This is a genomic window from Paraburkholderia sp. J94 (assembly GCF_905220285.1).
Taxonomy (GTDB): Bacteria; Pseudomonadota; Gammaproteobacteria; order Burkholderiales; family Burkholderiaceae; genus Paraburkholderia; species Paraburkholderia tropica_A.
In genome coordinates this window covers 257,871-284,407 of the sequence record NZ_CAJMZH010000003.1, presented here as the reverse complement: position 1 = coordinate 284,407, position 26,537 = coordinate 257,871, and the positions used below count along the sequence as shown (strand labels likewise).

At 65.7% G+C, this 26,537-nt stretch carries 28 protein-coding genes; 25 read left to right on the top strand and 3 right to left on the bottom strand.

Annotation, left to right across the window (positions count from 1 at the left end; genetic code table 11):
- Window positions 1–38 precede the first annotated feature (38 nt).
- From U4Y88_RS07520 to U4Y88_RS07510, 3 genes are read left to right on the top strand one after another with little or no spacing between them, the layout of a single operon-like run.
- Window positions 39–698, top strand: a complete 660-nt coding sequence (locus U4Y88_RS07520; protein WP_224008262.1) for an HAD-IIIA family hydrolase — start codon at window positions 39–41, stop codon at window positions 696–698.
- Entirely contained in the window at window positions 695–1,099 is a 405-nt protein-coding gene (locus tag U4Y88_RS07515; protein ID WP_321783208.1) for a Rieske (2Fe-2S) protein, read from the top strand. Before U4Y88_RS07520 ends, U4Y88_RS07515 begins: the two co-directional genes overlap by 4 nt.
- A gap of 25 nt (window positions 1,100–1,124) precedes the next feature.
- Window positions 1,125–2,132 (top strand): S49 family peptidase, encoded by a 1,008-nt coding sequence (locus U4Y88_RS07510; protein WP_321783207.1) that lies wholly within the window; start codon window positions 1,125–1,127, stop codon window positions 2,130–2,132.
- Between the two features lie 97 nt (window positions 2,133–2,229).
- On the opposite strand, the gene U4Y88_RS07505 is transcribed toward U4Y88_RS07510, so the two are convergent.
- Together U4Y88_RS07505 and U4Y88_RS07500 are read right to left on the bottom strand one after the other, a co-directional pair.
- Complete coding sequence (locus U4Y88_RS07505) at window positions 2,230–2,967, bottom strand: SAM-dependent methyltransferase (RefSeq protein WP_321783206.1); 738 nt, start codon at window positions 2,965–2,967, stop codon at window positions 2,230–2,232.
- A complete protein-coding gene (locus tag U4Y88_RS07500; protein WP_321783205.1) occupies window positions 2,964–3,638 on the bottom strand; it encodes a Maf-like protein in 675 nt (224 codons plus the stop codon). Before U4Y88_RS07500 ends, U4Y88_RS07505 begins: the two co-directional genes overlap by 4 nt.
- Window positions 3,639–4,035: 397 nt before the next feature.
- Here U4Y88_RS07500 and U4Y88_RS07495 point away from each other — a divergent pair, with 397 nt between their 5' ends.
- The 22 genes from U4Y88_RS07495 to nagZ all read left to right on the top strand — a co-directional run bounded on the left by U4Y88_RS07495 (window position 4,036) and on the right by nagZ (window position 24,791).
- Window positions 4,036–4,695 carry a DUF177 domain-containing protein gene (locus U4Y88_RS07495; protein ID WP_224008272.1) on the top strand — a complete coding sequence of 220 codons (660 nt, stop codon included), beginning with the start codon at window positions 4,036–4,038 and terminating at the stop codon, window positions 4,693–4,695.
- A 133-nt stretch (window positions 4,696–4,828) separates the two neighbouring features.
- Window positions 4,829–5,008 carry a 50S ribosomal protein L32 gene (gene rpmF / locus U4Y88_RS07490; RefSeq protein ID WP_018441573.1) on the top strand — a complete coding sequence of 60 codons (180 nt, stop codon included), beginning with the start codon at window positions 4,829–4,831 and terminating at the stop codon, window positions 5,006–5,008.
- 146 nt (window positions 5,009–5,154) lie between these two features.
- Complete coding sequence (gene plsX, locus U4Y88_RS07485; RefSeq protein ID WP_224008466.1) at window positions 5,155–6,318, top strand: phosphate acyltransferase PlsX; 1,164 nt, start codon at window positions 5,155–5,157, stop codon at window positions 6,316–6,318.
- Window positions 6,318–7,307 (top strand): beta-ketoacyl-ACP synthase III, encoded by a 990-nt coding sequence (locus U4Y88_RS07480; RefSeq protein ID WP_224008273.1) that lies wholly within the window; start codon window positions 6,318–6,320, stop codon window positions 7,305–7,307. The genes plsX and U4Y88_RS07480 overlap by 1 nt, the downstream gene beginning before the upstream one ends.
- A 112-nt stretch (window positions 7,308–7,419) precedes the next feature.
- Window positions 7,420–8,358, top strand: coding sequence for an ACP S-malonyltransferase (gene fabD / locus U4Y88_RS07475; RefSeq protein WP_321783204.1), 939 nt, complete (start codon window positions 7,420–7,422; stop codon window positions 8,356–8,358).
- Window positions 8,359–8,404: 46 nt separating this feature from the next.
- Complete coding sequence (fabG, locus tag U4Y88_RS07470; RefSeq protein ID WP_224008277.1) at window positions 8,405–9,154, top strand: 3-oxoacyl-ACP reductase FabG; 750 nt, start codon at window positions 8,405–8,407, stop codon at window positions 9,152–9,154.
- A gap of 169 nt (window positions 9,155–9,323) precedes the next feature.
- Window positions 9,324–9,563 (top strand): acyl carrier protein, encoded by a 240-nt coding sequence (gene acpP / locus U4Y88_RS07465; protein WP_004197638.1) that lies wholly within the window; start codon window positions 9,324–9,326, stop codon window positions 9,561–9,563.
- A 195-nt stretch (window positions 9,564–9,758) separates the two neighbouring features.
- Window positions 9,759–11,000 carry a beta-ketoacyl-ACP synthase II gene (gene fabF / locus U4Y88_RS07460; protein WP_224008279.1) on the top strand — a complete coding sequence of 414 codons (1,242 nt, stop codon included), beginning with the start codon at window positions 9,759–9,761 and terminating at the stop codon, window positions 10,998–11,000.
- A 140-nt stretch (window positions 11,001–11,140) separates the two neighbouring features.
- Window positions 11,141–11,539: a hypothetical protein gene (locus U4Y88_RS07455; RefSeq protein ID WP_321783202.1), complete on the top strand. Its 399-nt coding sequence runs from the start codon at window positions 11,141–11,143 to the stop codon at window positions 11,537–11,539.
- 258 nt (window positions 11,540–11,797) lie between these two features.
- A complete protein-coding gene (gene rpoE / locus U4Y88_RS07450; protein WP_027795258.1) occupies window positions 11,798–12,397 on the top strand; it encodes an RNA polymerase sigma factor RpoE in 600 nt (199 codons plus the stop codon).
- An 81-nt stretch (window positions 12,398–12,478) separates the two neighbouring features.
- The gene (locus tag U4Y88_RS07445) at window positions 12,479–13,129 is read left to right on the top strand and encodes a sigma-E factor negative regulatory protein (protein WP_310630030.1); all 651 of its coding nucleotides are present in this window, start codon (window positions 12,479–12,481) and stop codon (window positions 13,127–13,129) included.
- Window positions 13,130–13,134: 5 nt separating this feature from the next.
- On the top strand, window positions 13,135–14,205 hold the full coding sequence (locus U4Y88_RS07440; RefSeq protein ID WP_310630031.1) for a MucB/RseB C-terminal domain-containing protein: 1,071 nt from the start codon (window positions 13,135–13,137) through the stop codon (window positions 14,203–14,205).
- A 31-nt stretch (window positions 14,206–14,236) separates the two neighbouring features.
- On the top strand, window positions 14,237–15,772 hold the full coding sequence (locus U4Y88_RS07435) for a DegQ family serine endoprotease (protein WP_310630032.1): 1,536 nt from the start codon (window positions 14,237–14,239) through the stop codon (window positions 15,770–15,772).
- Between the two features lie 5 nt (window positions 15,773–15,777).
- Window positions 15,778–16,110, top strand: coding sequence for a glutaredoxin family protein (locus U4Y88_RS07430; RefSeq protein WP_321783200.1), 333 nt, complete (start codon window positions 15,778–15,780; stop codon window positions 16,108–16,110).
- A gap of 169 nt (window positions 16,111–16,279) precedes the next feature.
- Complete coding sequence (gene lepA, locus U4Y88_RS07425; protein WP_224008315.1) at window positions 16,280–18,073, top strand: translation elongation factor 4; 1,794 nt, start codon at window positions 16,280–16,282, stop codon at window positions 18,071–18,073.
- A 21-nt stretch (window positions 18,074–18,094) separates the two neighbouring features.
- Entirely contained in the window at window positions 18,095–18,991 is an 897-nt protein-coding gene (lepB, locus tag U4Y88_RS07420; RefSeq protein WP_224008318.1) for a signal peptidase I, read from the top strand.
- Between the two features lie 177 nt (window positions 18,992–19,168).
- Window positions 19,169–20,356: a ribonuclease III gene (gene rnc, locus U4Y88_RS07415; protein ID WP_321783198.1), complete on the top strand. Its 1,188-nt coding sequence runs from the start codon at window positions 19,169–19,171 to the stop codon at window positions 20,354–20,356.
- Between the two features lie 93 nt (window positions 20,357–20,449).
- Window positions 20,450–21,355: a GTPase Era gene (era, locus tag U4Y88_RS07410; RefSeq protein ID WP_224008323.1), complete on the top strand. Its 906-nt coding sequence runs from the start codon at window positions 20,450–20,452 to the stop codon at window positions 21,353–21,355.
- 31 nt (window positions 21,356–21,386) lie between these two features.
- A complete protein-coding gene (recO, locus tag U4Y88_RS07405) occupies window positions 21,387–22,418 on the top strand; it encodes a DNA repair protein RecO (RefSeq protein ID WP_321783196.1) in 1,032 nt (343 codons plus the stop codon).
- Window positions 22,415–23,182: a pyridoxine 5'-phosphate synthase gene (gene pdxJ / locus U4Y88_RS07400; protein ID WP_224008329.1), complete on the top strand. Its 768-nt coding sequence runs from the start codon at window positions 22,415–22,417 to the stop codon at window positions 23,180–23,182. The genes recO and pdxJ overlap by 4 nt, the downstream gene beginning before the upstream one ends.
- Before the next feature lie 69 nt (window positions 23,183–23,251).
- Window positions 23,252–23,674 carry a holo-ACP synthase gene (acpS, locus tag U4Y88_RS07395; protein WP_224008332.1) on the top strand — a complete coding sequence of 141 codons (423 nt, stop codon included), beginning with the start codon at window positions 23,252–23,254 and terminating at the stop codon, window positions 23,672–23,674.
- Between the two features lie 76 nt (window positions 23,675–23,750).
- On the top strand, window positions 23,751–24,791 hold the full coding sequence (gene nagZ, locus U4Y88_RS07390) for a beta-N-acetylhexosaminidase (protein WP_224008335.1): 1,041 nt from the start codon (window positions 23,751–23,753) through the stop codon (window positions 24,789–24,791).
- A 116-nt stretch (window positions 24,792–24,907) separates the two neighbouring features.
- Here the strand turns inward: nagZ and U4Y88_RS07385 are convergent, their stop codons facing one another.
- Window positions 24,908–26,293, bottom strand: a complete 1,386-nt coding sequence (locus U4Y88_RS07385; protein ID WP_224008338.1) for a sigma-54-dependent transcriptional regulator — start codon at window positions 26,291–26,293, stop codon at window positions 24,908–24,910.
- Window positions 26,294–26,537: the final 244 nt, after the last annotated feature.

Below are 26,537 nucleotides of genomic sequence, written 5' to 3'. Positions count from 1 at the left end.
GCCGGACGAAAAAACAACAGTGTTTGGAGAAGGACCGTATGGCTCGACAGCAATTTGACCTGATTGTGTTCGACTGGGACGGCACGTTGATGGACTCGACCGCCCACATTACGCGCAGCATCCAGGCCGCGTGCCGCGACCTCGGCTTGCCCGTGCCCGGCGACGAGGCGGCCAGCTACGTGATCGGCCTCGGGTTGCGCGAGGCGTTGCAGATCGCCGCGCCCACGCTCGCGCCCGCCGACTATCCGCGCCTCGTGGAGCGTTATCGCGTGCACTATCTGCTCAAGGATCAGGAGACTGAGCTGTTCGCGGGCGTGCGCGAGATGCTCACGGAACTGCGCGACACCGGCTATCTGCTCGCGGTAGCGACGGGCAAGAGCCGCGTGGGCCTGAACCGTGCGCTCGCCGACGCGCGCCTGACGAGCCTGTTCGACGGCACGCGTTGCGCCGACGAAACCTTCTCGAAGCCGCATCCGGCCATGCTTCAGGAACTGACGCGCGAACTGGGGCAGGATCTGGGTCGCACGGTCATGATCGGCGACACCACGCACGACCTGCAGATGGCGGCCAATGCCGGCGCGGCGGGTGTGGGCGTGGCGTATGGCGCGCACGCGTCGAGTTCGCTCGAAGCGCTCGCGCCCCAATACATCGCCGCCGACGTGCCGGCGCTCTCGGCCTGGCTGCGGGAGCACGCATGAGCCTGCCCGCGAACGAGGCGGGCCTCGCGGCGGTGCGCGTCTGCGCGGCCGACGAACTCGCCGACGGCGGCGCCGGCAAGCGACTCGACGCGACCTACGCGGGCGGCCCCGCCGTGGTCTTTTTCGTTCGCTACGCCGGCGAGGTCTACGGCTACCTGAACCGCTGCGCGCACGTGCCGATGGAGCTCGACTGGGTCGAAGGGCAGTTCTTCGAGTCGTCGGGTCTCTATCTGATGTGCGCCACGCACGGCGCGATCTACGAACCCGAGACGGGCAAGTGCGTCGGCGGCCCGTGCCGCGGCGGCAGGCTGCGCCCGGTGCGCGTCGAGGAACGCGACACGCCCGAGGGCCGTGCGGTATTCTGGCTGCCGGACGCCGATCTGAGTCCGACCCCTTTGTGATTTTTCGCTGATTCTCACCGCACGCATGTCAGACAATCCGACCCCTGATCAGAACGAGCCGGACCGCCCGATGCACTCCGGCAAATCCGAAGCCGGCAAGACCGGCTGGGAGCGTGACGCGCTCGAGCGCATCGCCATGGCCGCGATCGTCGAGCAACGGGCGGCGCGGCGCTGGAGAATCTTCTTCCGCTTTGCGTTTCTGGCCGTCTTTCTGCTGATCGCCTGGGCGCTGCTCGATTTTTCCGGCGCGCGCGTGGAAGGCACCGGCAAGCACACGGCGCTCGTTTCGCTCGACGGCGAGATCTCGTCCGATACCGCCGCGAACGCCGACGATATCAACAGCGCGCTCGACAGCGCCTTCGACGACGACGGCACGGCCGGCGTGATCCTGCACATCGACAGCCCCGGCGGTTCGCCCGTGCAGGCCGGCATCATCAACGACGAAATCCATCGTCTGCGCGCCAAATATCCGGCCATTCCGCTCTACGTGGTGGTCGGCGACATGTGCGCGTCGGGCGGCTATTACGTCGCGGCGGCCGCCGACAAGATCTACGTGAACAAGGCGAGCATCGTCGGTTCGATCGGCGTGCTGATGGATGGCTTCGGCTTTACGGGCCTGATGGACAAGCTCGGCGTCGAGCGCCGCCTGCGCACTTCGGGTGAGAACAAGGGCTTTTACGACCCGTTCTCGCCGGATACGCCGAAGATGGATGCGCATGCGCAGGAAATGCTCGACCAGATCCACCAGCAGTTCATCGACGCGGTGAAGGCCGGGCGCGGCGCGCGCCTGAAGGATTCGCCGGATATCTTCTCGGGCCTGTTCTGGACCGGCCAGAAGAGTGTCGAGCTGGGTCTCGCGGACGGTTACGGTGACACCGACTACGTGGCGCGCGAGGTGATCAAGGCGCCCGATGTGGTCGATTACACGGTCAAGCAGAGCATTTCCGACCGCGTGGCGAAGCGCTTTGGCGCAAGCGTCGGTTCATCGGCGATGCATTCGCTGATTTCGGGCGCGAAGATGTCGTTGCGTTAAAGCGCTTCGGCGCGTTCATCGCAACAAAAACGGCCGCTGGCGATTGCGCAGCGGCCGCTTTGCTTTTGCGCGTGCGAGCGCCCGGATCGGTGCCGGATCAGTTCGCCAGCATCAGAAAGATCGCGGGCCGCTTGTGCAGATCGGGCGTGGGCGGCTTTTTCCACTCGGATATCGCGCGGCTCAGGATCGTCTCGGTCGGCAGCGTGAGATCGGCGGCCACGCAGACGAGCGTCGAGGGCGCGCAGGTCGCGACCAGCGCGTCGAGCAGCGTCTTGTTGCGATAGGGCGTCTCGATGAAGATCTGCGTCTGCTTCGCCTTGCGCGAGGTCTGTTCGAGTTCGCGCAGCTTCTTGATGCGCTCGTTGGCGTCCACCGGCAGATAGCCGTGGAACGCGAAGCTCTGGCCGTTCAGGCCCGACGCCATCAGCGCGAGCAGGATCGAGCTCGGGCCGACGAGCGGCACGACCTTGATGCCGCGCTCGTGCGCGCGGCGTACCAGCAGCGCGCCCGGATCGGCCACGGCGGGCACGCCCGCCTCGGACACGAGGCCCGTGTCGATGCCCTTCAGCAGGGGCGCGAGCAGCTTGTCGACCTGGCCCGCGGGCGTGTTGACGTTCAGTTCGCTGATCTCGATTTCCTGGATCGGCCGCGTGGTGCCGACGCGCTTCAGGAAGGCTCGCGTGCTCTTGGCGTTTTCGCCGATATAGCTCGCGAGCGCGCCGGCGCGCTCGCGCACGGGCGCGGGCAGCACGTAGGCGAGCGCGGCTTCGTCGCCGTCGCCGAGCGTGTTCGGGATCAGATAGAGCGTGCCTTTCGACGTATTGTTCGCGGTCATGCCTGGGTCTCCAGCAGCGGATAGCCCGCGGCCAGCAGCATGCGCGTGAGCGCGATGAGCGGCAGGCCGATCAGGGCGGTGGGGTCGTCGGATTCGATGGCTTCGAGCAGCGCGATGCCGAGGCCTTCGGATTTGGCGCTGCCCGCGCAGTCGTAGGGCTGTTCGGCGCGCAGATAGGCGTCGAGGGCGGCGTCCGGCAGATCGCGAAAGCGCACCTTCGTCACGATATCGACGGTATCCGTTTGGCCAGTAGCGGTATCGAGCAGACTGAGCGCACTATGGAACAACACTTCGCGGCCACGCATGCTGCGCAGCTGGTCGAGCGCGCGGTCGTGCGTGCCGGGCTTGCCGATCTGGTGGCCGTCGAAGGTCGCCACCTGGTCGGAGCCGATCACGAGCGCGCGGCCGGTGGTCGCGGGCAGGGCGGCGGCCACGGCGCGGGCCTTGGCTTCGGCGAGGCGCAGCGCGGTCGCTTCGGGTGTTTCGCCGGGTTGCGGCGTTTCGTCGAGATCGGGCACGGCGGTGTCGAACGGAATGCGCAGGCGTTCGAGCAGTTCGCGGCGGTAGCGCGAGCTGGAGGCGAGTATCAGCGCGGGGCGGCCCGTCTGCGGAGCGGGTGCGGCGGGCGCAACGGGCGCAACGGGCGCAACGGGCGAGGAAGATTCCTGCATGATCGGTCGTCGAGTCTTGAGATTGGTGGCGGCCCGTGCGGCGCGGCCGAAAAAGAGGGGGCGGATGGCTGCCCGCCGTCGAAAAACGCTGGCCGCACAGAGGCTTGCGGACGTGAGCCTAACTGTTTGACTCACAAAGATAAAGGCGTTATGATTTTGGGCTTTTCATCGGTACGCTCTATCTGTACGTCCGCGTGTGGACCTTCCGCGGGTACGATAAATTTAAGCAGGGTCAGCGCTGAAGGCGAGGCGCGATAAGCCTCCCGGGCGTGCCGAATGCAAGAAAAATGCAGCAAGAAAAGTGCAAGAATTTTTAATGCGTTTGAAATACGCAGGCCGGCAGCGTCTGCTTCTTTGCATCGCTTGCAGGCCGCATGTCTGAAGCGGGAGAGCGCACATGACCGAACAATCTGGTAAGCCTGCCGGCGCGGAATCGAGCAAGAGCGGCGCGCTCAATCCACGCGACCTCGATATCTTCGAATTCGCGCGTAGCGGGCGCGAAGCAGCAGGCGTAGTGCGCCTGTCGCAGCTGCCGCGCATGTTAAACGAAGTCCCGGCCGAGGCGCCCGATCGCGACACCGCGTTCACGTGGCAAGCCGCCGGCTTCACGCAGCAGGAATTGCAGGATAACGGCACAGAAGGGCCGCAACCTTATCTGCGGCTCGCGGTCCACGGCAGTGCGTGGCTCTCGTGCCAGCGTTGCCTTGCTCCCTATGAGCAGGCATTCGACGCAGATGCGATCTTCCGTATCGTCCAGACGGAAGAGGAGGCGGACGAGTTTCCGCTCGACGACGATGAAGTCGAAGTGATCGTAGGCTCGCGCCAGTTCGATCTCGTCGACTTGATCGAAGAGGAGCTGTTGCTCTCGCTGCCGCTCGTGCCGAAGCACGAAGTCTGTCCGGAAATTCACGAAAGTCTCGCCTCGGGTGCCGATGGCGCGGACGGTGTGGATTCCGTCGACGACGTGCCGGAGCAGGAAATCGAGACGGAAGAGCGCGTCAACCCGTTTGCGGCGCTCGAATCGCTCAAGAAGGACGGTCCCGGCAGCAAGCATTGAGCTGAGCCGCCGGTGGCGTGCAGTATTGCGCAGTTAAATTCGTGGGCCCAGTCCCGGAGTCCGGCCATCCCCCAAGGTGGCGGCGGCCGGATCGGGCTGTGTTAGAATTCGGAAAATTTTCAGGAGTTTCATCATGGCAGTTCAACAAAACAAGAAGTCGCCGTCGAAGCGCGGCATGCACCGCTCGCACGATTTCCTCACGGGCGCGCCGCTGGCTGTCGAGCCGAGCACGGGTGAAGTGCATCTGCGTCACCACATCAGCCCGAACGGCTACTACCGCGGCAAGAAAGTCGTCAAGACCAAGAACGACTAATCGTTCCAGCGTGCGGCGCTGCGGTCCTCCGGGGCTGCTTGTTGCGCCGCACATGGCGATTCCGTTCGCTTGACATTTTCTCGGCACGGCATAAAAAGGCGGCATTCAACTGCCGCTTTTTTATGCCCGAAAATCCGTCGCATTCCATGACTGTTACGCTTACGATAGATTGCATGGGAGGCGACCACGGCCCGTCCGTGACGGTGCCCGCCGCTGTCCATTTCGTCCGCTCGCATCCCGACGCCCATCTGCAACTCGTTGGTCTCGAGACGGCGATCCGCGCCCAGCTCAAGAAGCTGAAGGCGCTGGACCTCCCTGCACTTTCCGTCGTTCCCGCCACCGAGGTCGTCGAAATGGACGATCCGGTCGAAGTCGCGCTTCGCAAGAAGAAAGACTCGTCGATGCGCGTCGCGCTGAACCGCGTGAAAGAGGGCGAGGCGCAGGCTTGTGTCTCGGCTGGCAACACCGGCGCGCTGATGGCCGTGTCTCGCTACGTGCTCAAGACGCTGCCCGGCATCGAACGACCGGCCATCGCCTTCGCGCTGCCCAATCCGCGCGGCTACACGATGATGCTCGACCTTGGCGCGAACGTCGACTGCGAACCGCAGCATCTGCTGCAGTTCGCCGAAATGGGCCACGCGCTCGTGGCCGCGCTCGAAGGGAAGGACCGTCCGACCATCGGGCTCCTGAACATCGGCGAAGAGGTCATCAAGGGCAACGAGACCATCAAGCGCGCCGGCGAACTGCTGCGCGCGAGCACGCTGAACTTCCGCGGCAATGTGGAGGGCAACGACATTTACAAGGGCACCGTCGACGTTATCGTCTGTGACGGTTTCGTTGGTAATGTCGCGCTCAAGACGTCGGAGGGCCTCGCGCAGATGCTCAACGACATGATCAAGGAAGAGTTCGGCCGCTCGTGGCTCACGAAGCTCATGGCGATTGCCGCGCTGCCGGTGCTCATGCGCTTCAAGAAGCGCGTCGATCACCGCCAGTACAACGGCGCCGCCTTGCTGGGCTTGAAGAGCCTCGTCATCAAAAGCCACGGTTCCGCCGATACCTACGCGTTTGAGCAGGCGATCAAACGCGGGTATGATGCCGTCAAAAATGGCGTGCTCGAGCGCCTCGCGCACGCCATGGAAGAAAACGCCGGTTCGTTCGAACAGGCCGCTGGTGCTGCCGGAACGGCAGCGGGCGGGCAGAACGACGGCGTGGCAGGGGCCCCGGAAGCTCCGTCGGCGGATTCGCCGGCTGGCGCGTCTGGTCTGGCCGCGGGTGGCGTTCCGCCCGCCGCATCATCCTCGAAGGCATAATGGCTCAATCGACTCTTTATTCCCGCGTGCTCGGCACGGGCAGTTATCTTCCGCCGGAGCGCGTTACCAACCAGGATCTGGCTGACCGGCTCGCCGCCAAGGGCGTCGAGACGAGCGACGAGTGGATCGTCGCCCGCACCGGCATTCATGCCCGTCATTTCGCCGCACCCGACGTCACCACCAGCGATCTCGCGCTGGCCGCCTCGCAGCGCGCCATCGCCGCGGCCGACGTCGATCCGCAAAGCATCGACCTCATCATCGTCGCGACCTCGACGCCCGATTTCGTGTTCCCGAGCACCGCCTGCCTGCTGCAGAACAAGCTCGGTATCCGCAATCACGGCGCGGCGTTCGACGTGCAGGCTGTCTGCTCGGGCTTCGCGTACGCCGTTTCGGTGGCCGACAGCCTGATCCGCAGCGGTCAGCACCGCACGGCCCTCGTGGTCGGCGCGGAAACGTTCTCGCGTATCCTCGACTTCAACGATCGCACGACCTGCGTGCTGTTCGGCGACGGCGCGGGCGCGATCGTCATGCAAGCCTCGAACGAACCGGGCGTGCTCTCGAGCGCGCTGCACGCCGACGGCAGCTACGCGCACATTCTGTGCACGCCGGGCCACGTGAACGGCGGTGTGATCGCGGGTAACGCGTTCCTGCACATGGACGGCCAGGCGGTGTTCAAGCTCGCCGTCAACGTGCTGGAAAAGGTCGCGATCGAGGCGCTCGACAAGGCGCAACTGCGCGCCGACCAGATCGACTGGCTGATTCCGCACCAGGCCAATATCCGCATCATGCAGGGCACCTGCCGCAAGCTCGGCCTGCCCGCCGAACGCATGGTCGTGACCGTGGGCGAACATGGCAATACCTCGGCGGCGTCCATTCCGCTCGCCTTCGACGTCGCGGTGCGCGACGGCCGCATCAAGCGCGGCCAGAACGTGCTGATCGAAGGTGTGGGCGGCGGCTTCACCTGGGGCGCCTCCGTCATCCGCTTCTGATTTCGCGAGCGGGCTTTCGCGCTCCCGCACCCGGCCGCACGCAAGGCGTGCGGTCCGTCGCGGTCCATTCGAGCGCATCGCCTCTCCGTTTTGACCGAATTTTGAGGATCTCATGAAATTCGCATTCGTTTTTCCGGGTCAAGGTTCGCAGGCCGTCGGCATGCTCGACGCCTTCGCCGATAGCGCCGTCGTGCGCGAAACGCTGCAGGAAGCGTCCGACGCGCTCAACCAGGACATCGGCAAGCTGATCGCCGAAGGCCCGGCTGAAGAACTCAACCTCACCACCAACACCCAGCCGGTCATGCTGACGGCCGCCTACGCCGTCTATCGTGCGTGGCAGCAGGCAGGCGGCCCGGCGCCGTCGATCGTCGCGGGCCACAGCCTCGGCGAATACACGGCGCTCGTCGCCGCCGGCGTGCTCGCGTTCCGCGACGCCGTGCCGCTCGTGCGCTTCCGCGCGCAGGCGATGCAAAGCGCGGTGCCGGTGGGCGAGGGCGGCATGGCCGCCGTGCTCGGTCTCGACGACGACACCGTGCGCGCCGTCTGCACCGAAGCCGCTGCCGCGAGCGGCGGTGTGGTCGAAGCCGTGAATTTCAACGCGCCGGCGCAAGTCGTGATCGCGGGCCACAAGGCCGCGGTCGAAAAGGCCTGCGAAATCGCGAAGGCGAAGGGCGCCAAGCGCGCGCTGTCGCTGCCGGTGTCGGCGCCGTTCCACTCGTCGCTGCTCAAGCCCGCTTCGGACCAGCTGCGCGACTACCTCGCGGGCGTCACGCTGAACGCGCCGCAGATTCCGGTCGTGAACAACATCGACGTGGCTTTCGAAACCGATCCGGCGAAGATTCGCGACGCGCTGGTGCGCCAGGCCGCCGGTCCGGTGCGCTGGGTCGAGTGCGTCAAGGCGATCGGCGCGCAGGGCGCCACGCACGTGATCGAATGCGGTCCGGGCAAGGTGCTCGCGGGCCTCACGAAGCGTATCGACGGCGAACTGGTCGGCGCCTCGGTGGCCGATCCGAAGTCGCTCGAAGAAGTGCTCGCGCTCGTCAAGGGCTGATCGGCCCGACCGGGCGACTCAACGCAATCAGTAACGGATTCGAACGATGGAAAAGACTCTCGACAATCAGGCTGCGATCGTGACCGGCGCCTCGCGCGGCATCGGCCGGGCGATCGCGCTCGAACTGGCGCGCCAGGGCGCGACGGTGATCGGCACGGCGACCAGCGAAAGCGGTGCGCAGGCGATCACGGCGGCATTTGCGGAAGCGGGCCTGAAGGGCCGCGGCGCGGTGCTCAACGTCAACGATTCGGCTGCGGCTGAAGCGCTCATCGACGCCACCGTGAAGGAATTCGGCGGTCTGGCGATCCTCGTCAACAATGCTGGCATCACGCAGGACAACCTGGCGATGCGCATGAAAGACGACGAGTGGGATTCGGTGATCGACACCAACCTGAAGGCCGTGTTCCGCCTCTCGCGCGCCGTGCTGCGCCCGATGATGAAGGCGCGCACGGGCCGTATCATCAATATCACGTCGGTGGTCGGCTCGTCGGGCAACCCGGGCCAGGCCAACTACGCGGCGGCCAAGGCTGGCGTCGCGGGCATGACCCGCGCGCTCGCGCGCGAAATCGGCAGCCGCGGCATCACGGTGAATTGCGTGGCGCCGGGCTTCATCGATACCGACATGACCAAGGATCTGCCGGCCGAGCAGCAAGCCGCGCTCAAGCAGCAGATTCCGCTTGGCCGTCTGGGCAGCCCGGAAGACATCGCGCACGCGGTCGTTTTCCTGGCATCGCCGCAGGCGGGCTACGTGACGGGCACGACGCTGCACGTCAACGGCGGCATGTATATGTCTTAACCGGAATCAGGTACTATCCGCGCCTTGGTGCGTCCGGCGAGTTCAACCGTTCGTACGCCTTCGCGGATAGCCGTTCCCGGAACCTTGAGCGCCGCTTTTCTGCCAGGTCAAACCTGATAAAATGCGCGCACTCGCATTCATGAGCTAACTTTTTTCCCTTGGAGGGGTAATGGACAACATCGAACAGCGCGTCAAGAAGATCGTCGCCGAGCAACTGGGCGTCGCCGAAGCTGAAATCAAGAACGAAGCTTCGTTCGTGAACGATCTGGGCGCCGACTCGCTCGACACCGTCGAGCTCGTGATGGCCCTCGAAGACGAATTCGGCATGGAAATTCCGGATGAAGAAGCCGAGAAGATCACGACGGTTCAGCAAGCGATCGACTACGCTCGCGCGAACGTCAAGGCCTAAGGCGCTTTTCCTTTTCGGACCGCGCGCGCCCATCTTGCGCGCGGGCGGTCCGAGAGGACGCACGCCCGTGAAACCGCTTACGCCCGCCGCACCTGTTGCGGGGCATCTGCCGGTCAACTAGCCACAGGGCTCACAGGAGCATTTCCTGTGGCCTCTGTGGCTTTTGTTTTTGTCATCTATGGAAAAGGGGTTACCGTGAGCCGCCGTCGAGTTGTTGTTACAGGCCTGGGGCTGATTTCGCCTGTTGGCAATAATGTTGCCGACGGCTGGGCCAATCTGGTCGCCGGCAAGTCCGGCATCGCCAACATCACGAAGTTCGATGCGACGAACTTCTCGACCCGCTTTGCCGGCGAGGTGAAGGGCTTCAACGTCGAAGAGTACATGCCGGCGAAAGAAGCGCGCCATATGGATACGTTTATCCATTTCGGCATCGCTGCAGGCATGCAGGCGCTCAAGGACAGCGGCCTCGAAGTCACCGAAGCCAACGCTGAGCGCATCGGTGTGAACGTCGGCTCCGGCATCGGCGGTCTGCCGATGATCGAAGTCACGCAAACCGAACTGCTCAACCGCGGCCCGCGCCGTATTTCGCCGTTCTTCGTGCCGGCATCGATCATCAACATGATCTCCGGCCATCTGTCGATCAAGTTCGGCCTGAAGGGCCCGAACCTGTCGATGGTGACGGCGTGCACGACCGGTCTGCACTGCATCGGCGAAGCGTCGCGTCTGATCGAATACGGCGACTGCGACGTGATGATCGCGGGCGGTGCGGAATCGACCGTGTCGCCGCTCGGTATCGGCGGTTTCGCGGCAGCACGTGCGCTTTCGCAGCGCAACGACGATCCGGCGACGGCCAGCCGTCCGTGGGACAAGGACCGCGACGGTTTCGTGCTGGGCGAAGGCGCCGGCGTGATGGTGCTCGAAGAGTACGAACACGCGAAGGCGCGCGGCGCGAAGATCTACGCGGAAATCGGCGGCTACGGCATGAGCGGTGATGCTTATCACATGACCGCTCCGCTGGAAGACGGCGACGGCGCACGCCGCTGCATGCTGGCCGCGATGAAGAACGCGGGTGTGAACGCCAACGAAGTGAACTGGCTCAGCGCCCACGGCACCTCGACGCCGCTCGGCGACCTCGCGGAAACCACCGCGATCAAGCGCGCGTTCGGCGACCACTCGAAGGACATCGTCGTGAACTCGACGAAGTCGATGACCGGCCACTTGCTGGGCGGCGCGGGCGGTCTGGAGTCGGTGTTCACGGTGCTCGCCGTGCACAACCAGATCTCGCCGCCGACGATCAACATCTTCAACCAGGATCCGGCTTGCGACCTGGACTACTGCGCGAACACCGCGCGGGACATGAAGATCGACGTCGCGCTGAAGAACTCGTTCGGGTTCGGCGGCACGAACGGCACGCTGGTGTTCAAGCGCCACGTCTGACCGGCGCCTGATACGCCTTCGAGCCAGCCTCGGCTGAGACTCCCATGATCGCCTCGCGCGACTCCGCGGCCGCTCCGGTTCATCCGGGCGGCCGCGTTCACATTTCTGCGCCGCGGCGTTTGCACGCGCCGCGCCACGCCGTGCGCGCGTCCTGGACGATGCGCGCGGCGCTGCTGCTGGGTCTCGCGGTTGCGTGCGCAGCCTTCCATACGGCGCTCGCGCCGTGGCTCGGCGCGTGGCATGCCGTTGCGCCCGCTTTGGCGCTCGGCGCGGCGGGCGGGCTCGGTTTTGCGGCGTGGTGCCGCGCCCAGCCTGCTTTCATCGAAATCGGGACGGATCGATTCGCCGCGTTCGCGCGCTCCGGCGCGTGTCTTGCCGATGGCCGCCTGATCGGCGCCTCGCAATGGGGCGCGGCGCTGCTCGCGCTGGTGGTGGAAGAGGGCGCGCGCCGCAAGACGCTGCTGATCGCCGCCGATTCGGTCGACGCCGAGACCTTCCGCGTGCTCGCCGTGACTGCGCGCAGCGCTTCGGGCCGCTAGGCTTTCAAGCGTCGGCTTGGCCTGGCGTGGGCCGCCGCCCGGGCCGCACCGCCATCGACGCATTTTTTGCGCTTTCTTGCTGGCCTTTCTCTTGCCGTTTGCTGCGGCGTCCCCATTTGTTTTCGTTCTGCGTCCGCGCGCGCTCTGCCAGAGCGCTGTAACGACTGTAACCGCTGTAACGCGCGTAACGTGGCGCCGTGGCGGTAACGCTACAATGGTGCCCCCGCGTCCACTTCCATGAGCTAACGGATTTTTCAGGTGAGCGAAAAAGAAATTGACCAGGTGCTGGTCGAGCGCGTGCAGAAAGGCGACAAGGCCGCGTTCGAACTGCTGGTCTCCAAGTACCATCGCAAGATCATCCGCCTGATCTCGCGCCTCGTGCGGGACCCCGCGGAGGTCGAGGACGTGGCCCAGGACGCCTTCATCAAGGCGTACCGGGCATTGCCGCAGTTCCGTGGCGAATCCGCTTTCTATACGTGGTTGTACCGTATTGCTGTCAATACGGCGAAGAACTACCTTGCGACCCAGGGGCGCCGTGCTCCCACTTCTACCGAAGCTGATGCTGAAGAAGCGGAAACTTTCTCGGACGCCGATCAACTAAGGGATATCAACACGCCCGAATCGATGTTGATGAGCAAGCAGATCGCCCAGACGGTCAATGCTGCCATGGCGGTTTTACCGGAAGAGTTGCGCACCGCCATTACGCTTCGGGAAATAGAAGGTTTGAGCTACGAGGAAATTGCCGAAATGATGGGTTGCCCGATCGGGACCGTCAGATCGAGAATTTTCCGCGCTCGCGAAGCCATTGCGGCAAAATTGCGTCCGTTGCTGGACACACCGGAAGGCAAGCGCTGGTAAGCCAGTCTCGCGCCGGGCACGGACGTAATTCACTAGAGTGGGTGTGTCACTGCGGGGCTCTGTAAGAAAATGGGGAGCATCATGGGGTCGGTTTCGATGCAATCGGTGTCAGGTTCGCGCGGCGAGCAACTGTCCGCTTTCGCCGACGGCGAATTGGCGGGTGACGCGCATCTGAACGTCATTTTTTCTGGATTCGACGACGAGGACCGCAAGGCCTGGTCGGCGTATCACCTGATCGGCGACGCGCTGCGCTCCGACGACCTGGCTATGAGCCCGGCGGCGAGCCAGTCGTTCATGGCGGGCTTCGCGGCCCGCTTCGAGGCCGAGCCGCACGTGCTGGCGCCTGCGGCGTTGCCCGCTTCGTCGGCTGCGTCGGCGTCGCATGACGGCCGCGTCGCGCGCATTCTCGCGCTGCGCCGCCGCGTCGTGCCGTCGCTGGCCGTGGCCGCCGCAGCCGCCACGCTCACGTGGATCGTCGTGCCGCAAATGCGCGGCGTCGGCATGGCGGGCGGTCCGCAGATCGCCGCGATGCAGCCCGCGGGCGACAACGTGCAGCGTGTGGCCATGAACGCGGTGCCCGTGCAGACGGCCGCCGTGCAGGACGGCAACATCATTCGCGACGCGCGCCTCGACGCTTATCTCGAAGCGCACCAGCAGTTCGCGCAGCAGCCGGTCATGTCGGATTCCATGCCGCTGATCCGTTCTGCGGCCCTTACCACGCAAGGCCAGTGAGTCTGATGCAGACAGTGCGGTTGAATAACAATACATTCTGGGGGCGGTTGCCGGCATACCTGTGCTGCGCGGCCGTGATGTTCACCGCTCTGTCTGTCGCCCCGCGCGCTCACGCGCAGGGCGCGTCGGCCGCTTCCGCGGTCGACCCCGCCACGCGCCAGAGTGCGGCGCAGTGGCTGGACCGCATCCAGCAGGCCGCGCAGCAGCAGAACTACATCGGCACCTTCGTGTATCAGCGCGGCAACTTCGTGCAGTCGTCCCGCGTGACGCATTACGCCACGAAAGCCGACGGCGAGTTCGAGCAGCTCGAAAGCCTCGACGGCAAGCCTCGCAAGATGCTGCGCCACAACGACGACCTCTACACCTTCGTGCCGGAGCGCAAGCTCTGCGTCGTCGAAAAACGCCAGAACAAGGACGCCTTCCCGGCGCTGCTCGCCACGAGCGGCAACGAAGTGCTGTCCGTCTACGATCCGAAGATGCTGGGCACCGACCGCGTGGCCGGCATCGACAGCCAGGTGATCGAACTCGATCCGAAAGACGCCTATCGCTTCGCCTACAAGCTGTGGGCAGACGCGAAAACCGGCCTGCTGCTGCGTTCGCAGTTGCTCGATCCGTCGAACGGCCAGGTGCTCCAGCAACTGTCGTTTACGCAGGTGAGCATCGGCGTGCCGGTCGATAAGGCGCCGATCGCGAGCGGCATGCGCAATCTCACGGGCTGGACCGTGGTGCGTCCGCCGCTGCAAAGCGTCGATATGGAAGCGCAGGGCTGGACCTTCGCGCAGAACGTGCCGGGCTTCCGCAAGATCCGCGAGCTGCGCCGCCCGATGGCCGCGCGCGACGCGAACGATCCGCCGATTCCGGTCGATCAGGCCGTGTTCTCGGACGGCCTCTCGGCGGTCTCGATCTTCGTCGAGCCGGTCGAGCACAACAGCCGCAAGGAAGGCGCGGGCAGCACGGGCGCGACGCACGTGCTGGTGAAGCGCAATGGCGATTACTGGATCACGTTGCTCGGCGAGGTGCCCCAGGCCACGTTGCAGCAGTTCGCATCTGCCATAGAATACAAGGCTTCCAAGTAAATCCTGCGGCTGACTACGGGCTGACTACGATATGACGATCTTCCCGCTGCGCAAATTTTTCGCGGCCGCGGTGGTGGCGGCGTGCCTGCCGCTCGCCCCGCACATGGCATCGGCGGCGCCTGCCGCCAATCTGCCCGACTTCACCGATCTCGTCGACAAGGTGGGGCCTTCCGTCGTCAACATTCGCACGACCACGCGCGTGACGCTCTCGCAGCGCGGCGGCCTGCCGCCGGGCATGGATAACGGCGACATGTCGGAATTCTTCCGCCGCTTCTTCGGCATTCCGTTGCCGCAAGGTCCTCAAGGTGGACAAGGCGGGCAGGGTGGCCAGGGCGGAGGCGCGTCGCCGCGCGGCGGCCAGGGCGGCGGCGACCAGGACTCCGGTCCCGACGGCGGCAACGACTCCGAACAAAGCAGCGGCGTGGGCTCGGGCTTCATCATGACGAACGACGGTTACGTCATGACCAACGCGCACGTGGTCGACGACGCGGACAGCATCTACGTCACGCTCACCGACAAGCGCGAATTCAAGGCCAAGCTGATCGGCGTGGACGACCGCACCGACGTGGCCGTCGTGAAGATTCAGGCGAACAACCTGCCGGCCGTGACGGTCGGCGACTCGAACAAGGTGCGCGTGGGCGAGTGGGTCGTGGCGATCGGCTCGCCGTTCGGCCTCGAAAACACCGTCACCGCGGGCATCGTGAGCGCCAAGGGCCGCGACACCGGCGACTATCTGCCGTTCATCCAGACCGACGTGGCCGTGAATCCCGGCAACTCGGGCGGTCCGCTGATCAACATGCAGGGCGAGGTGATCGGCATCAACTCGCAGATCTACAGCCGCACGGGCGGCTTCATGGGCATTTCGTTCGCGATTCCGATCGACGAGGCGATGCGCGTGGCGGATCAGCTCAAGTCGACGGGCAAGGTCACGCGCGGCCGCATCGCCGTGGCGATCGGCGAAGTGACGAAGGACGTCAGCGACTCGCTCGGTCTGCCGAAGGCGCAGGGCGCGCTGGTGTCGAGCGTCGAGCCGGGCGGTCCGGCCGACAAGGCGGGCATCCAGCCGGGCGACATCATCCTGAAGTTCAACGGCGTGAACGTCGAAACCGCGACCGATCTGCCGCGCATGGTCGGCGACACCAAGCCGGGCACCAAGGCGACCGTCACGATCTGGCGCAAGGGCGCGACGCGCGACCTGCCGATCACGATCGCCGAAATGCAGGCGGACAAGGGCACGAAGGCTGACCCGAAGAAGGCGCCGGAGCCGAAGCCGCGTCCGTCGAACGCGCTGGGTCTCTCGGTCACCGACATTCCGGCTGACCAGCTCGCGCAGCTCAAGATCAAGGGCGGCGTGGTCGTGGATACGGTGGACGGCCCGGCTGCGCGCGCCGGTCTGCAAAAGGGCGACATCATCCTGCGCGTGGGCGACACCGATGTCGTCAACGCGAAGCAGTTCCAGGACGCGACCTCGCACCTCGATCCGCAGAAGATGGTGGCGATTCTCGTGCGACGCGGCGACAACACGCAGTTCGTGCCGATCCGCCCGCGCAATCCGGCACAGAAGTAAGCCCGATGCACACGCCCATGCGCTCCGCGCCGCCCATGCAGCCGGATAAGGTTGCGCGGGCGAGCGCGCATCTCGTGCTCTATGGCCGCGCGTGGTGTCATCTGTGCGACGACATGCGCGTGGCGCTCGAGCCGCTGGCTGCGGCGGCCGGTGCGCAGGTCGATGTCGTCGATGTCGATTCCGACCCCGCGCTGCAGGCGCGCTACGACGAACTCGTGCCGGTGCTGGTCTGCGACGGCATCGAGTTGTGCCACTACCGGCTCGACGAAGCGCGCGTGCGCGCCACGCTGGGACTGGGCGCGGCGCCCGCGCCACAGCCCGCGCCGCCGATGGAATAAGGCTGCGGCCCGCAACGGATCGGGCCCTGGCGCATGAACTATCCGTTACTTCTCAGCACCGTTCGCCTGCCGACACCTATTTCGGCTAAAATAGTTCGGTTTTTCATCTGTTTACGAGGCGTGCCCAGCTTTCGTTTGGGGCGCGCCTTTTTCGCTTGATCGGCACTGAATGGATCATATTCGCAACTTCTCGATCATTGCGCACATCGACCATGGCAAGTCGACGCTCGCCGATCGCATCATCCAACTGTGCGGCGGCTTGTCCGACCGCGAAATGGAAGCGCAGGTGCTCGACTCGATGGATCTCGAGCGCGAGCGCGGCATCACGATCAAGGCGCAGACCGCGGCCCTCACGTACAAGGCACGTGACGGCAAGGTCTACAACCTGAACCTGATCGACACGCCTGGCCACGTCGACTTCTCGTACGAAGTCAGCCGCTCCCTGTCCGCGTGCGAAGGCGCGCTGCTCGTGGTGGACGCGAGCCAGGGCGTCGAGGCGCAGACCGTGGCCAACTGCTACACGGCTATCGAGCTGGGCGTGGAAGTCGTGCCCGTGCTCAACAAGATCGACCTGCCCGCCGCCAACCCCGAAAACGCCATCGAGGAAATCGAGGACGTGATCGGCATCGACGCGACCGACGCCACGCACTGCAGTGCGAAGACCGGCCTCGGCGTGGACGACGTGCTCGAATCGATCATCGCCAAGGTCCCGCCGCCCAAGGGCGACCCGGAAGCACCGCTGCAGGCGCTGATCATCGACTCGTGGTTCGACAACTACGTCGGCGTGGTCATGCTCGTGCGTATCGTCAACGGCACGCTGCGTCCGAAGGACAAGATCAAGCTGATGGCCACCGGCGCGCAGTATCCGGTCGAGCACGTCGGCGTGTTCGCGCCGAAGTCGCGCAACCTGGAATCGCTGTCGGCGGGGCAGGTGGGCTTCATCATCGCGGGCATCAAGGAACTCGCCGCCACCAAGGTCGGCGACACCGTCACGCTCGTGAACCGTCCCGCGCCGGAACCGCTGCCGGGCTTCAAGGAAGTGAAGCCGCAGGTGTTCGCGGGTCTCTATCCGGTCGAGGCGAACCAGTACGACGCGCTGCGCGAATCGCTCGAAAAGCTCAAGCTCAACGACGCTTCGCTGCAATACGAGCCGGAAGTGTCGCAGGCGCTGGGCTTCGGCTTCCGCTGCGGCTTCCTGGGCCTGCTGCACATGGAAATTGTGCAGGAGCGTCTCGAACGCGAGTTCGACATGGACCTCATCACCACGGCGCCGACCGTGGTGTACGAAGTGGTCCAGGCCGACGGTACGCTGGTCAAGGTCGAGAATCCGGCGAAGATGCCGGAGCCGTCGAGGATCGCCGAAATCCGCGAGCCGATCGTCACGGTCAACCTGTATATGCCGCAGGACTATGTGGGTTCGGTCATCACGCTCTGTACGCAGAAGCGCGGCAGCCAGATCAACATGCAGTACCACGGCCGCCAGGTGCAGCTCACGTACGAAATCCCGATGGCGGAAATCGTGCTGGACTTCTTCGACCGCCTGAAGTCGGTGTCGCGCGGTTACGCGTCGATGGACTACGAGTTCAAGGAAAACCGCAGCGCGGACGTCGTGAAGGTCGACATGCTGATCAACGGCGACAAGGTCGATGCGCTGTCCATCATCGTGCACCGTTCGCAGTCGCAGTATCGCGGCCGCGAAGTGGCGGCGAAGATGCGCGAGATCATTCCGCGCCAGATGTACGACGTGGCCATTCAGGCGGCGATCGGCGCGCACATCATCGCGCGCGAGAACATCAAGGCGCTGCGCAAGAACGTGCTGGCCAAGTGCTACGGCGGCGATATCTCGCGTAAGAAGAAGCTTCTCGAAAAGCAAAAAGAAGGCAAGAAGCGGATGAAGCAGGTCGGTTCCGTGGAAATTCCTCAGGAGGCCTTCCTCGCGATCCTGCGCGTCGAAGACAAATAAGCCCGAACAACGGACCTCTACATGAATTTTGCGCTGATCCTTTTTGTGCTCGTCGTTTTGACGGGCATCGCGTGGGTTGCAGACAAGCTGGTTTTCATGCCGCGCCGGCGCCTCGCCGCCGATGCGGCCGTCGCCGAGTTCGACCGTCAGCAGCAGCGTGTGGGCGAGCGTTTCGCCGACGAGAACGCGCCGCAAACGCGTCAAAACCTGCGTAACGAAAAGCTGCGCCAGCCGTGGTGGCTCGAATACACGGCGAGCTTCTTTCCCGTGATCCTGATCGTGTTCCTCGTGCGCTCGTTCGTCGTGGAGCCGTTCAAGATTCCGTCGGGCTCGATGGTGCCGACGCTGCTGGTGGGCGACTTCATCCTCGTGAACAAGTTCGACTACGGCATCCGTCTGCCGATCACCAACACGAAGATCACGCAGGGCCGCGGCCTCGAGCGCGGCGACGTGGTGGTGTTCCGCTATCCGAAAGACGAGTCGGTCGACTACATCAAGCGTGTGATCGGCCTGCCCGGCGACGTGGTCGCGTATCAGGACAAGCAGCTCACGATCAACGGCAAGCCGGTGCCCGAAGCGCCGCAAGCCGATTACTTCGACGAAGAGCGCATCGGCTACGCGAAGCAGTTCACGGAAGATCTCGGCAACGGCCGCAAGAACAACATCCTGAACAACCCCGCCGTGCCGCCGTTCATCGTGGGCGCCGAAGACTATCCGTATCGCGACAACTGCCAGTACAACGCACGCGGCGTGATCTGCAAGGTGCCGGCCGGCCATTACTTCATGATGGGCGATAACCGCGACAACAGCGCCGACAGCCGTTACTGGGGTTTCGTGCCCGACGCGAACGTCGTCGGCCGCGCGTTCTTCATCTGGATGAACTTCAGCAGTCTGAAGCGTATCGGTTCGTTCGAGTGATGGGCGCGTGTTGCGGCTCGCCGCTGCAACACGCTCAGCCAGCATCGAGCGCGCGAACGAGTCGTCCCGCATCTTCGCGCGCTACTTGAAGAACCCGCGGTAAGGTCGCTTCATCATGGTTTTTCGCCCGCCGCCCCGCGTTTTCGCCGGGGGCGGCGGGCGCGTTATACTCTCCCCATGCCCCAATCTCCGTTGGAAAGCCGACTGCGCTACGAATTTCGCAATGCGGAATTGTTGCGCCAGGCTCTCACCCACCGCAGTCACAGTGCCACGCATAACGAACGCCTCGAGTTTCTCGGCGATTCGGTCCTGAATTGCGCGGTGGCGGCCCTATTGTTCCAACGTTTTGGCAAGCTGGACGAAGGCGACCTCTCGCGCGTGCGCGCGAATCTGGTCAAGCAGCAGTCGCTCTACGAGATCGCTCAGGCCCTCAATATCGCCGACGGCCTGCGTCTCGGCGAAGGCGAGCTGCGCAGCGGCGGCTTCCGTCGCCCGTCGATCCTCGCGGACGCGCTCGAAGCCATCTTCGGCGCGATCTTCCTCGACGGCGGTTTCGATGCCGCGCAGACGGTCATCAAGCGTCTCTACGTGCCGATCCTCGATCACATCGACCCGCGCACGCTCGGCAAGGATGCCAAGACGCTGCTGCAGGAATACCTGCAAGGTCACAAGATCGCGCTGCCCACCTATACCGTGGTCGCCACGCATGGTGCGGCGCACAATCAGCAATTCGAAGTCGAATGCACGGTGCCCAAGCTCGACGTGAAGGTGTCGGGCTCGGGCGCGAGCCGCCGCGCGGCCGAACAGGCCGCCGCGAAGAAGGCGCTCGACGAGGTCGTGGCCGCCGCGCCCGCGCTGGTGACCAAGCCGCGCCGTTCGAAGGGCGCCCGCGCGCCGAAGCCCGAACCCGAGGTCGTGCCGGGCGTGACCGGCGTGCAGGGCGCGCTCGATCTGCGCTCGCCGGAGCGCCGTGCGCGCGGAGACCGGCCCATTCTGGGCGTGCCTGCTGCAGTTGCGGCGGCGACGGGCGAGGCGGGTGAGCGCGCTCCGGTGTCGCTGGCCGCGCCGCTCGCGGTGATCCGCGCCGCGCACGTGCAGGAAAAAGGTGCGGAAAAGGGCACCGAAAAATCCGCTGAAAAACCCGTCGAAAAATCCGCTGAAAAGCCCGCTGACAAAGCCTTCGACGGCGTGCCGTCGGCCGGGTCGATCGCATCGCGCGCCACGCGCAGCCGCGAGGCGCAAAATGGCGCTTCGGGTGATACGGGCGCGTCGAATGACGCATCCAGCACCTCGTCCGGCGCCGTCGAGACGAGCGCCGAAGTCGGCGCGGCGCTGCCCGTGCGCGCCGCCGACGCCGGTCACTGAACCTGTCGAGCGCGCGCGTCGTCCGCGCGCGCCGCATCTGTCGCATCCTGTCTGTTGCAGCCCAATCTGTCGCATCCATTCTCCGATCCGATCATGAACGCTCCCACCACTACTCCTGCCGGTTTTCGTTGCGGCATGGTCGCGATCGTCGGCCGTCCCAACGTTGGCAAATCCACGCTGATGAATGCCCTCGTGGGCCAGAAGATCAGCATCACGTCGCGCAAGGCGCAGACCACGCGCCACCGCATCACCGGCATCAACACGACCGAAGACGCGCAGTACATCTTCGTCGACACGCCGGGTTTCCAGACGCGCCATAGCACCGCGCTGAACCGCTCGCTGAACCGCGCCGTGACCTCGACGCTCAGCTCGGTCGATGCCGTGCTGTTCGTGATCGAAGCGGGCAAGTTCGGTCCGGACGACCAGAAGGTGCTCGACCTGATTCCGCCGAACGCGCCCGCGATCCTGATCGCCAACAAGATCGATACGGTGAAGGACAAGGCCACGCTCTATCCGTTTATCGAAGGCGTGCAGAAGCTGCGCGAATTCCGCGAGATCGTGCCGCTGTCGGCGAAAAATACCGACGACATCAAGCGTCTGCTGGCGGTGCTCAAGCCGTATCTGCCCGAAGGCGAGCCGATCTACGGCGAAGACGACCTGACCGATCGCAGCGAGCGTTTCCTCGCCGCCGAAATCCTGCGCGAAAAAGTGTTCCGCTGGACCGGCGACGAACTGCCGTACACGAGCACGGTGGTGATCGAGAAGTTCGAGCAGGAAGGCCGCCTGCGCCGCATCTTCGCGACGATCCTCGTCGAGCGCGACACGCAGAAGGCGATGGTGATCGGCCAGAAGGGCGCCAAGCTCAAGCAGATCAGCACCGAGGCGCGCCTCGACATGGAAAAGCTGTTCGACGGTCCGGTCTATCTGGAAACCTTCGTGAAGGTCAAGAGCGGCTGGGCCGACAACGAAGCCGGTCTGCGCGCCTACGGCTACGAGTGATCCGATCCGCCGATCCGCGACGACTGACAGGATGAGCGACGGGATGAGCGACGGCGAAGCCGGAACCCTGAACGACGATTGGTCCGCGCCCGACGCGCCCGACGCGCCCGACGCGCCCGACGTGAACTCGCGCGCCGACGACGACTTCGAGTCGCCGTCCGGCGGTGGCGCACGCACGCCGCCCGCGCGCAGCCGGCGCGCGAAACCCGCACTGAAGGCCACTTCGTCGTCGCGCGACGATCTGGGCGAGGGCGCCGACGCCACGCTCGAACGCCGCGCCGAACCGCGCGCGCCCCGCAAGACCACCGCGCGCTCGCAACTGCCGCGCACGCCGCGCAGCACGGCTTCCGACTATCGCGTCGCCGAGCAGCCGGCCTTCGTGCTGCACAGCTATCCGTATCGCGAAACCAGCCTGATCATCGACGTGCTGTCGCGCGATCACGGCCGCGTCGCGCTCGTTGCAAAGGGCGCGAAGCGTCCGCATTCGGCGCTGCGCGGCGTGCTGCAAACCTTCCAGCCGCTCACGCTGAACTGGACCGGCAAGGGCGAGGTGCGCACGCTCACCGGCGCCGAATGGGTCGGCGGCATGTTGCCGCTGACCGGCGACGCGCTGCTGTGCGGCTTCTACGTCAACGAGCTGCTGGTGAAGTTTCTCGCGCGTGAAGATCCGCATCCCGCGCTGTTCAATCATTACGTCGTCACGCTCACGCGCCTCGCGCACGATCTGCCGCCCGTGCAGGTGCTGCGCTCGTTCGAGCGCGTGCTGCTGCGCGACACCGGCTACGCGCTCGCGCTCAACCGCACCGTGAACCGCAAGACCGTGGTGGCCGAAGGGCGCTACGTGTTCGATCCCGAGCGCGGCGTGCGCGAAGCCTCCGACGAGTGGCCCGCGCACTGGCCGGTGCTCTCGGGCCAGACGTTGCTCGATATGGAAGAGGACGATTACCATCGTCCCCAGACCGTCACGCAGAGCAAGGCGCTGATGCGTTTCCTGCTGAATACTTACCTTGGCGGCACGCCGCTCGCGACGCGCCAGATCCTGATCGACCTGCAGAACCTATGAGCTTCTTTCTGACTTCGCCCAACGTGATCGACCTCGGCGTCAACATCGACCACGTCGCAACGCTGCGCAACGCGCGCGGCACCGCTTATCCCGATCCGATCCGCGCGGCGCTGCTCGCCGAAGAAGCGGGCGCCGATGCGATCACGCTGCATCTGCGCGAGGACCGCCGTCATATCGTCGATGCCGACGTGCGCACGCTGCGTCCGCTGCTCAAGACGCGCATGAACCTCGAATGCGCGGTGACGGCTGAAATGCTCGACATCGCCTGCGAGATCCAGCCGCACGACGTCTGCCTCGTGCCCGAGAAGCGCGCGGAACTCACGACCGAAGGCGGCCTCGACGTCGCCGGCCAGTTCGAGGCCGTGGCCGCCGCCTGCCGTCAGCTCGCCGCCGCGGGCTGCCGCGTCTCGCTGTTCATCGACGCGGACGAAACGCAGATCCGCGCCGCGCAGGCCGCGGGCGCGCCCGTGATCGAACTGCACACCGGCCGTTACGCCGAAGCGCACGAAGCCGCCGAACAGCAGCGCGAATTCGAGCGCGTGGTGGCGGGCGTGAACTGCGGCGTGAGCCTCGGCCTGAAGGTGAACGCGGGCCACGGTCTGCACTACACGAACGTGCAGCCGATCGCGGCCATCGAAGGCATTCACGAACTCAACATCGGCCACGCGATCGTCGGGCATGCGGTGTTCGTCGGCTGGGAAAACGCGGTGCGCGAGATGAAGGCGATCATGGTGTCGTCGCGTCTCGCCGCGCAGCACGCGTAACGCCGCTGCGCCGCCGCTGCGCGGCGCGCTTATCCGCAGCATCGCGATCACGTTCATCACGAGGATTACATGGCGATTTACGGCATCGGCACGGACATCATCCAGGTGAGCCGTGTGCAGGCAGTGATGGAGCGCACCGGCGGGCGCTTCGCGCAGCGCGTGCTCGGCCCCGAGGAACTCGCGGTCTACGAGGCGCGCAAGGCCCGCTCGGCCACGCGCGGGCTCGCGTATCTGTGCACGCGTTTTTCCGCGAAGGAAGCGTTCTCGAAGGCGATCGGCCTCGGCATGCACATGCCGATGACCTGGCGCGCCGTGCAGACGCTCAACGCGCCCGGCGGCAAGCCTTACATGGTGGCGAACGGCGACCTCGTGCAATGGCTCGAGGAGCGCGGCATCACGACCCACGTGACGATCACCGACGAGCGCGATTACGCTGTCTCGTTCGTGGTCGCCGAGACCGACCGGCCGCCGGTTCAATCTGCCGCGCGCTGATTTCCGTTCGCTGATCCCATTCATCCCTTCGCGCCGCGCGCGTTCGCGTGGCGCGGCCTTCAACGCCCAACGATCGATGAAACTCATTCCCGGACCGGTCATGCTCGACGTGGTCGGCACGTCGCTCAACGAAGACGACGTGCGCCGCCTCGCGCATCCCTCCACCGGCGGCGTGATCCTGTTCGCGCGCCACTACGAGAACCGCGCGCAGCTCGTCGCGCTGACCGACGCGATCCGCGCCGTGCGCGAAGATCTGCTGATTGCCGTCGATCACGAAGGCGGCCGCGTGCAGCGTTTTCGCACCGACGGTTTCACGGTGCTGCCCGCGATGGGCCGCATCGGCGCGCTGTGGGACAAGGACGTGCTGCTCGCGACCAAGCTGGCGACCTCGGTCGGCTACATCCTCGCGAGCGAGCTGCGCGCCTGCGGTATCGACCTGAGCTTCACGCCGGTGCTCGATCTGGGCTACGGCCAGTCGAAGGTGGTCGGCGACCGCGCGTTCCATCGCGACCCGCGCGTGGTCACGCTGCTCGCCAAGAGCCTGAATCACGGCCTCGCGCTCGCGGGCATGGCGAACTGCGGCAAGCACTTTCCGGGACACGGTTTCGCGACCGCCGACTCGCACGTCGCGGTGCCGGTCGACGAGCGTCCGCTCGAATCGATTCTCGGCGAGGACGCGCTGCCGTACGACTGGCTCGGCCTGTCGCTCGCGGCGGTCATGCCGGGTCACGTGATCTATCCGAAGGTCGACGAAAAACCGGCGGGCTTCTCGCGCGTCTGGGTCAAGGAGATCCTGCGCGACCGTCTGCGTTTTCCGGGCGCGATCTTCAGCGACGATCTGTCGATGGAAGCGGCGCGCCAGGGCGGCACGCTCGCGGAAGGCGCGCGCGCCGCGCTCGACGCAGGCTGCGACATGGTGCTGGTCTGCAACCAGCCGCACGAGGCCGAAAAGGTGCTCGACGCGCTGCGCACCGACGAGCCGTCGCGCGAGCGCAAGGCGTCGTCGAAGCGCATCCGGCGCTTGCTGCCGCGCGGCAAGGCGCTGCGCTGGGACAAACTGGTGGCCGATCCCGCGTATCTCTCGGCGCAGGCCTTGCTGCGCAGCGTGCTGCCTTGAGCTGAGCGCGCGGCGCGCAGCCAGCAAGCAAAACGGCGGCCCTTCCGAAGCGAAGGGCCGCCGTTTTTTTACGTGCGCACCTTGAAGCGCGCACACCGTCGCGCGGATCCGTTGGATCAGTTCAAGCGCATGCGCTGCAGCTTGTTGTAGAGCGTCTTCGGGCTGATGCCGAGCAGCGACGCCGCGCGATGGCGCGTGCCGCCCACGGCGTCGAGCGTCGCGCGGATCAGCATTTCCTCGACATCGGCGAGCGGCGTGCCCACCGTCACCTGCACGCGGTTGCCGTTGCCGTCGCGCGCCGCAGCGCCGTTGCTTTCCTCGGCCTGCAGCGTTTCGAGCACTTCGCCGGACGCGTGCCACGCGCGCTGCACGCGCTCGTGCAATTCGCGCACGTTGCCCGGCCAGTCGTAGCCCAGACATTCGCGGATGAAGGCCGGCGAGACGAGCCGCGTCGTGCCCGTCAGGCCGCGCTGATGCGCGTCGAGATTGAGCGCGTCGACGCAGGCGGCGGCGAGGAGGGCGGCGTCTTCGTCGCGCTCGCGCAGCGGCGGCAGTTGCACGGCGGCGGCATCGAGACGCAGCCACAGATCCTCGTGCAGCACGCCTTGCTGGACCGCGTCGCGCGGGAACACGCGCGTGGCCGCGATGAGGCGGAAATCTGTGCCCACTTCGCTGCTGCCGCCGACGCGCATGAAGGTCTGCGAGTCGAGCGCGCGCAGCAGCGCTTCCTGCTGGGCGCGCGGCAGATCGGTGAGTTCGTCGATGAACAGCGTGCCGCCGGCCGCCTGATCGACGAGACCGGGTTCGCGCTGCTCCGCGCCGCTGAACGCGCCGCGCTCATGGCCGAACAGGATGCTCGCGAGCGGCCGGCCGCCCGCAGACTCGGCGGTCAGCGCGCGCGCGTCGCAGACCACGAACGGCCCTTTGCGGCGGCGGCTCAGCTGATGCAGCGTGCGCGCGGCGACTTCCTTGCCGGTGCCGGGCTCGCCGTGCACGAGGATCGCCGCCTCGGTGGGCGCGAATTGCTCGATTGCGTCGTAGACGTGCTGGATCGCGCTGCTGCGGCCGAGCATCGGACCGAAGCGGCCGAGGTTGCGCAGCGTCGCGCGCAGCGTGCGCACTTCTTCGCTGAGTTCGTACGGACGCGGAATGCGTGCGAGCAGGCTGCGCAGGCGCGGAATGTTCACCGGCTTGAGCAGATAGTCCCAGATGCCGTGGCGCAGGCCTTCGATCGCGCTTTCGACCGTGGCGTTACCGGTCATCACGATCACAGGCAGCGCGCCGCCGGGCGGCTGGGCGGGCAGATGCGGGAGCAGTTCGAGGCCGCTGCCGTCGGGTAGGTTCAGGTCGACGAGCACGACGTCGGGGATGAAGCGTCCGAGCGCCGCGCGCGCGTCGGCGAGCGTGGCGGCGGTATCGACCGAGAAGCCGTCGGCGGCCAGGATGGCGGAGAGGCCGGACAGGCTATTGGGATCGTCTTCGACAATCAGGGCGTGTGGCATGGCGCAAGGGCTGACGGATAAGCGCAAGCGCGATGCGCGCGCACGCGGACGCACGCGGCGGACGAGCCCCGCGCGGCGTCGCGGCACGCACGGGCGCGGCGCGATACGGAAGAGTTCAACGAGATCACCGAAGTGTCCCGAGGCAGGTTATTCAGTTCCGGTCCTCCCAGATTGGCGCTCGCTTGCAGCGGCCTTGCCGCCAGGTTCGTCCGCTGTCGTTTGCCTTGATTCGTTTCGCGGACCC